Raw genomic sequence first — 6,112 nt, 5'->3', positions numbered from 1 at the left:
GGCACCGGGATGCAGCTCAAAAGACCCTGCGTGTAGGGGTGGCGCGGGTCGCGGAACAGCGCCTCCGCCTTCCCGGCCTCGACCACCTCGCCGGCGTACATGACGGCGACCCTGTGGGCGAGGCGGGCGACGATGCCGAGGTCGTGGGTGATGAGGATCAGCGCGATGCCGAGCTCGCGCTGCAGGTCGGCGAGAAGCCGCAGGATCTGCGCCTGGATGGTGACGTCGAGGGCGGTCGTCGGCTCGTCGGCGATGAGCAGGCGGGGCTCGCAGGCCAGCGCCATGGAGATCAGGGCGCGCTGGCGCATCCCGCCGGAGAGCTGGTGCGGGTACTCATCGAGCCGTCGGGTGGGGTCGGGGATGCCGACCTTGTCCAGCAGCTCCTCGGCGCGCTTGGTGGCTGCGTTCTTCTTCATCCCCCGGTGCCGTTGCAGCACCTCGGCCACCTGGACGCCGAGGGACACGACGGGGTTGAGCGAGCTCAGCGGGTCCTGGAAGATCATCGCCAGGTCGGCGCCGCGCTTGTCGCGCATCTCGGCGCCGGACAGCGTGGTCAGCTCGGTGCCCTCGAAGCGCACGCTGCCGGTGACCGTGTTGCCGCGCTCGGGCAGGAGCTGCATGATCGCGAGCGAGGTCACGGACTTGCCGCACCCGGACTCCCCGACCAGGCCGACGGTCTGCCCGGGGGCGACCGAGAAGCTGACCCCGTCGACGGCGGTGAACACCTCGGTGTGCTTGGTCGCTCGCCCGAAGCGGACGGTGAGGTCCTCGACCTCCAGCAGTGCCTCGCCGGAGTTCCCGGACCGGGGCCGGGACGTGGTGGTTGCGGTGCTCATGGCCTCTCCTTCCTCACCGTCGCGACTTGGGGTCCAGCGCCTCGCGCAGCGACTCGCCCATCAGGGTGAAGCCGAGCGCCACGATGATGATGCAGATGGCGGGGTAGAACGCCAGGTGGGGGTAGGTGTTGAAGTACTTCTGTGCCGCCCCGAGCATCTGGCCCCATTCCGGGACGCTGTCGTCGGCGGAACCCAGCCCGAGGAAGGACAGCGCGGCGGCGTCGATGATCGCGGTGGCCAGCACCAGGGTGGCCTGCACGATCACCGGGCCCAGCGAGTTGGGCAGCATGTGGCGGAACACGATGGGCGCCGGCTTGACTCCGAGAGCCCGGGCCGCGAGCACGTGGTCGCTGTGCCGCTGGGAGAGCATGGAGCCCCTCAGCAGCCGGGCGAAGATCGGCACCTGGATGATCGCGATGGCCAGGATCACGGTCCACTGGGACGGGTTGGCGAAGATCGCGGCGATGGAGAAGGCCATCAGTAGCGAGGGGATCGAGAGCATGACGTCGACGACGCGCATGACCGCCGAGTCGACCCAGCCGCCGATGCCGCCGGCCAGGATGCCGAGGGTGAGTCCGCCGAACAGGCCACCCAGGGTGGCCAGGACTCCCACGATGAGGGTCTGCTGCGACCCGACGATCAACCTGGACAGCAGGTCGCGGCCGGCGAAGTCCGCGCCCAGCGGGAAGCCGTCCTGGGGCGGCGGCACCGGGTTGGCCTGCTGGTTCAGCTGACTCTCCAGCAGGGTGGCGGTTGGATCCTTCGGAGCGATCCAGGGGGCGAAGATGGCCAACAGGACGAACAGGGTGATGATGGTCAGCCCGATCAGGAAGACCACGTTGGTGCGCAGCCGTCGCCAGGCGCTCAGCCAGAGGCTGACCCCCTCGTCGGAGGAGACCGAGCCGGACTCGGCCAGATCGTCGATCTTCTCCTTCTTGGTCCGTCGGCCCGGGGCCGGGGTGTGCTCGCTCATCGGAGTCTCCTCATCGGGTCCGGACCCTGGGGTCGATCACGGCGTAGGCGATGTCGACCACCAGGTTGACCACGATGTAGATCAGTGCGGCCATCATGATCAGCACCTGGAGCACCGGGTAGTCGCGTCGCTCGAAGCCCAGGGCCAGCGCCTGCCCGATGCCCGGGAAGGCGAACACGGTCTCGGTCAGCACCGCCCCGGCCAGCAGGGCGCCGATCTGCAGGCCGATGATGGTCACCACCGGAATGAGCGCGTTGCGCATGATATGCCGACTACGGATGACCGGAGCGTTCAGCCCCTTGGCTCGCGCGGTGCGCACGTAGTCCTCGTCCATCACGTCCAGCACCGAGGCCCGGGTGATCCGGAAGATCACCGCGAACGGGATCGAGGACAGCGCGATGGCCGGCAGGATGAGGTGCTTCAAGGCGTCCCAGACCGCGTCCCACTCCCGGGTGAGGATGCCGTCGAGCACGAAGAAGTTCGTGATGTGCGTGCCGTTGATGCCCGCGGTCTGTCGCCCGGAGGGGGGCAGCAGCTGCAGCTCGATGGAGAAGACGTACTTCAGCACGAAGGCGAGGAAGAACACCGGCACGGCCACCCCGACGAGGGAGCCGATGATGGAGCCGGTGTCCAGGACGCTCCCGCGGCGCCGGGCCGCGATGTAGCCCAGCGGGATGGCCAGGCCGACAGCGAGGACCAGCGCGATGACGCTCAGCTCGACGGTGGCCGGCAGCCGGGTGAGGAACACCTCCATCGCCGGTGTGCCGGGACGGACGCCGTTGGAGACGCCGAAGTCCCCGCTCAGGGCCCGCTTCAGGAACGCCCAGTACTGCACCCAGATCGGCCGGTCCAGACCGAGCTCCTTCTCCAGCGCGGCCCGCGACTCCACCGTGCCGCGCTCGCCGAGCAGTGCACTGACCGGGCCACCGGGCAGCGAGCGCAGCCAGGCGAAGAGCAGGATGCTGAGCGCAAACAGCGCGAGGAGCATCTGCAGCAGGCGACGGACGATGAACCTCAGCACCGCGGCTCCTTCGGCAGGGACGGACGGGGAACATACCGGTCAGCGGACGGGCCGGCACCTCGTCGTGCCGGCCCGTCCTCGTCGTGCGTGCCCTACTCGGAGATGGTGACGGTCGCGAAGTTCTCGGCCGTCAGCGGACTGGGCACCAGGCCCTCCACGTTCGGCCCCACCACGATCGCCGGTGGCGAGTGCGAGATGGGCAGACCGGGCAGCCACTCCATGATGGAGGCGTTGAGCTCCTGGTAGAGCTCGACTCGCTTGTCCTCGTCCGGCTCGGCGTCGGCCTCGCGAAGCCTGGTCTGTAGCTCCTCACCCCACGGGTACTCCGACGTGCCGAAGGAGTTGTCCGCACCAGAGAAGAACGCGCCCAGGAAGTTGTCGGCCGAGTTGTAGTCACCCGTCCAACCCAGGAAGTACGCCGGAGCTTGACTCTGCTGGATGCCGTCGAGGTAGCCACCGGCCCAGGGCTTGGCCACCGGGTTGACGGTGATGCCGACGTCCTCCCAGTCGCTCTTGACCGCCTCGTAGATCCGCTGGGGGTCCGGCATGTAGGGCCGGGACACTTGGGTCGGGTACCAGAGGTCGAGGCTGAGGTCCTCCATGCCGGCGTCGGCGAGCAGCTGCTCGGCCGCATCGGGGTCGTACTCGACCGGCTGCAGGCTCTCGTTGTAGCCGGCGATGGTCGGCGGGACGAACTGGGTGGCCACCTCGGCGCCGTCGGGCAGCTGACTGTCGACCAGCTGCTCGCGGTCGATCGCCATGTAGAGCGCCTGGCGGACCAGGTCGTCCGTCAGCTCCTCGTTGGCGACCGGGTTGAGACCGAGGTAGAGGATGTTGAAGGGATCGCGCAGCAGCACCTGGTTGCCGGCCTCCTCCAGTGAGGCCCAGTCGACCGGGTTGGGCAGGTCGTAGCCGTTGATCGTGCCGGCCTCCAGCTCCTGGCGCCGCGAGGTCTCGTCGGCGATGACCCGGAAGATCAGCTTCTGCACCCCGGCCTTCTCGCCCCAGTAGTCCTCGAACCGGGTCAGCGTGATCGTGCCGTTGGCGTCGTCGTAGGACTCGAACTGGAACGGCCCGGTGCCGGTCGGGTGCGAGGTCGCATACTCCGGGAAGACGAAGCCCTCGCCCTGCTGCTTCACCTCGTTGGCGTTGTACTTCTCCATGGCGGTGGGGCTCTGCATGGCGTAGGAGGACTGGCTGAGCACCATCGGGAACTTGCCGGTCGACCGGGTGACCTTCACCGTGGCGGTCATCTCGTCGGTGGCCTCACACGACTCGTAGAGGCTCTCCTCTCCGCCCTTGAAGCCGCCGAAGTCGCTGGCCCAGTAGGCGGTGACGGCGTCGTTCTGACCGACCTCGTTCTGGGTGTACCACCGCTCGAAGTTGGCACACACGGCCTCGGCGTTGAAGTCGGTGCCGTCGTGGAACTTCACTCCGTCCTGGAGCTCGAAGGTCCAGGTCAGTCCGTCCTCGGTGCCCTCCCAGGACTTCGCCAGCTCGGGGACGGCCTCGGAGCCACCCTCCTCGATGCCGATCAGGTTCTCGAAGATCTGCCGGGTGACCCGGAAGGTCTCGCCGTCACTTGCGTAGAACGGGTCGAATGTGGTGGGGGCGCCGGCCGCGCCGAAGATGAACTGCGCATCACTAGCGCCCTCGGAGCCGCCGCTCTCCGATCCGCCACCTGAGTCGCTCGCGCGCTCGGACTCGGCGCAGGACGCCAGGACCAGGGCCAGCGCGGCACTGCCGGCGACGGCAGCCACTTTGCGGTTGATCATCGTGCCTCCTCCAAAGATGTCCCGCCGCCACGGGTAGCCGGCCGGGTCCGGCGGCACACCGCCGGTTGAAGGGCAATGTACCCATGTCGAAGCGTCGTGGGGCATGGCGGGCCGCAAATGTGACCCAACCTTGACCTTTGCCTCCTCGCGCCATCCGCGTGATAGCACTAGGCGGTATGCCGCCGCCTGGCCCCGAAGGCACGCTCGTCGTAGCGGCCGCGCTGGTCGACGACAGCAGCCGGCCCACGCTGCTGCTGGCCGGCCGCCGCACCAGGCCGCCCGAACTGGCCGGGCTCTGGGAGCTGCCCGGCGGCAAGGTCGAGCCGGGGGAGACCCCGCAGGACGCGCTGCACCGTGAGATCGCCGAGGAGCTCGGCATCAGCGTGCAGCTCGGCGAGGTGCTGGTCGGGCCATTGCAGGACGGCGCCTGGCCACTGCGTCCCGGTCTGCGGATGCTCGTGTGGTGGGCGGTGGTGCAGGCGGGGACGCCGCGCCCCCTGCAGGACCACGACGAGCTGCGCCGGCTCACCCGGGGCCGGCTGGACGGCATACCGTGGTTGCCCAGCAACCGTGACCTGGTCCAGGCCCTGGGCGCCCACATGTACGACTGATGCACGACTCGGGCGCGCTGCCTGAGACAATCCGTGCATGCCCACCACGCTTTCCCCCGATGTCGGCGCGCGCACCGACCTGCGCCGCCGCCCCGACCTGCGCAATGTCGCCATCATCGCCCACGTCGACCACGGCAAGACCACCCTGGTCGACGCCATGCTGCGCCAGTCCGGAGCCTTCGATGACCAGCGCGGCGAGGACGTCGACCGGGTGATGGATGTCGGCGATCTGGAGCGCGAGAAGGGCATCACGATCCTGGCCAAGAACACCGCGATCCGGTATGCCGGGCCCTCCGCCGCGGCCAACGGCTCACCCGACGGGGTGACGATCAACATCATCGACACCCCGGGCCACGCCGACTTCGGCGGCGAGGTGGAGCGGGGTCTGTCGATGGTCGACGGGGTCCCGCTGCTGGTCGACTCGTCCGAGGGGCCGCTGCCGCAGACCCGCTTCGTGCTGCGCAAGGCCCTCGAGTCCAGACTGCCGGTCATCCTCGTCATCAACAAGGTCGACCGCCCCGACTCGCGCGTGGCCGAGGTGGTGGACGAGGTCGAGACGCTCTTCCTCGACCTGGCCGAGCATGCCGACCAGATCGACTTCCCGGTCGTCTACTGCATCGCCCGCGAGGGGATCGCCAGCCTCGACCCGCCGGCCGAGGACGGCACCCTCAACGGCACCGACCTGCGGCCGCTGCTCGACCTCCTCCTCGAGCGCATCCCGCCGCCCTCCTACGACGAGGAGATGCCGCTCCAGGCCTTCGTCACCAACCTCGACTCGTCGCCCTACCTCGGCCGGCTGGCGCTGTGCCGCATGATCAACGGCACCATCAAGAAGGGCCAGCAGGTGGCGTGGTGCCGGGCCGACGGCACGATCGAGCGGGCCAAGACCACCGAGC

At 68.9% G+C, this 6,112-nt stretch carries 6 protein-coding genes; 2 read left to right on the top strand and 4 right to left on the bottom strand.

From position 1 onward, the window contains the following. The 4 genes from ACR2FV_RS09290 to ACR2FV_RS09275 form a co-directional block, all read right to left on the bottom strand. Window positions 1–836 (bottom strand): ABC transporter ATP-binding protein (locus ACR2FV_RS09290; RefSeq protein ID WP_434015409.1); only part of this gene is annotated, 836 nt, incomplete at its 3' end. A gap of 13 nt (window positions 837–849) precedes the next feature. Next, entirely contained in the window at window positions 850–1,809 is a 960-nt protein-coding gene (locus ACR2FV_RS09285; protein WP_434015408.1) for an ABC transporter permease, read from the bottom strand. A gap of 10 nt (window positions 1,810–1,819) precedes the next feature. Beyond that, the gene (locus tag ACR2FV_RS09280) at window positions 1,820–2,830 is read right to left on the bottom strand and encodes an ABC transporter permease (RefSeq protein WP_434015407.1); all 1,011 of its coding nucleotides are present in this window, start codon (window positions 2,828–2,830) and stop codon (window positions 1,820–1,822) included. A gap of 92 nt (window positions 2,831–2,922) precedes the next feature. Beyond that, window positions 2,923–4,605 carry an ABC transporter substrate-binding protein gene (locus ACR2FV_RS09275; protein WP_434015406.1) on the bottom strand — a complete coding sequence of 561 codons (1,683 nt, stop codon included), beginning with the start codon at window positions 4,603–4,605 and terminating at the stop codon, window positions 2,923–2,925. Window positions 4,606–4,781: 176 nt separating this feature from the next. Between ACR2FV_RS09275 and ACR2FV_RS09270 the strand changes: the two genes are divergently transcribed. Continuing rightward, window positions 4,782–5,216 (top strand): (deoxy)nucleoside triphosphate pyrophosphohydrolase, encoded by a 435-nt coding sequence (locus ACR2FV_RS09270; protein ID WP_434015405.1) that lies wholly within the window; start codon window positions 4,782–4,784, stop codon window positions 5,214–5,216. 37 nt (window positions 5,217–5,253) lie between these two features. After that, the coding region (locus ACR2FV_RS09265) for a GTP-binding protein (RefSeq protein ID WP_434015404.1) at window positions 5,254–6,112 on the top strand (859 nt) is incomplete at its 3' end.

The organism is Ornithinimicrobium sp., from assembly GCF_051004135.1.
In the GTDB taxonomy this organism is placed as follows: Bacteria; Actinomycetota; Actinomycetes; order Actinomycetales; family Dermatophilaceae; genus Ornithinicoccus.
The sequence above is the reverse complement of the archived record's forward strand: the minus strand, read 5'-3'. Positions and strand labels throughout refer to the sequence as shown.